Origin of the sequence: Brasilonema octagenarum UFV-OR1 (assembly GCF_963888615.1) — a bacterium.
GTDB classification, from domain to species: domain Bacteria; phylum Cyanobacteriota; class Cyanobacteriia; order Cyanobacteriales; family Nostocaceae; genus Brasilonema; species Brasilonema sennae.
Genome location: NZ_CAWPKW010000383.1, coordinates 638 through 1,177 on the forward strand (window position 1 = coordinate 638; position 540 = coordinate 1,177).

Annotated in this window: 1 pseudogene; it reads right to left on the reverse strand. The window is 38.3% G+C overall.

The window, feature by feature from the left end:
• A pseudogene (locus AC5590_RS33930) lies at nt 1–540 on the reverse strand (hypothetical protein); the annotation flags it as partial.

Here is a 540-nt window from a genome sequence, read left to right on the forward strand (position 1 = left end):
ATTTGAGAGTCAGCCATCAGTTTGGAAAACTCTTCTGTTTTCTTCTCTAAATCGCTGTAAATTGCTCGTGCTTTTGAGGAACAGTTACGAGCTTCCTGATAAATATAGAGAATTTTATGATAGCAACAGAGTAAATTTAGCAGCCACTCGTAGCTTTCTGTCGCTAGTTTTGCTGTTTGAGCATTACTATTATTTAAGGAAACGTAAATTTGACATTGTTTAGCATAACTGTGGGGTTGATTGGGGTCAGTTGCCTGATATTCAAATAAAAGACTGCCAAATAGTTTGTCCTCATTCACTAAGGCTGGGTTTAAGTTCGTTCCTGCTAGCAACTTGTCTACATATTCTGAGGCAAGTTTCTGACACTCGTCTTTAGTTGCATCTACTTCGCCATAAATCCATAAAGTTTGTCCTAGAGATGCTTGAATATGAGATGGTAGTATATAACTTGGCTTAAAGTATTGCAGTTGGTCTACGCTAATCGAGATATTTGACGGTTCTGGGACAAGAGTGAGGTCAGCTGCATAAGTATCGTTAAGT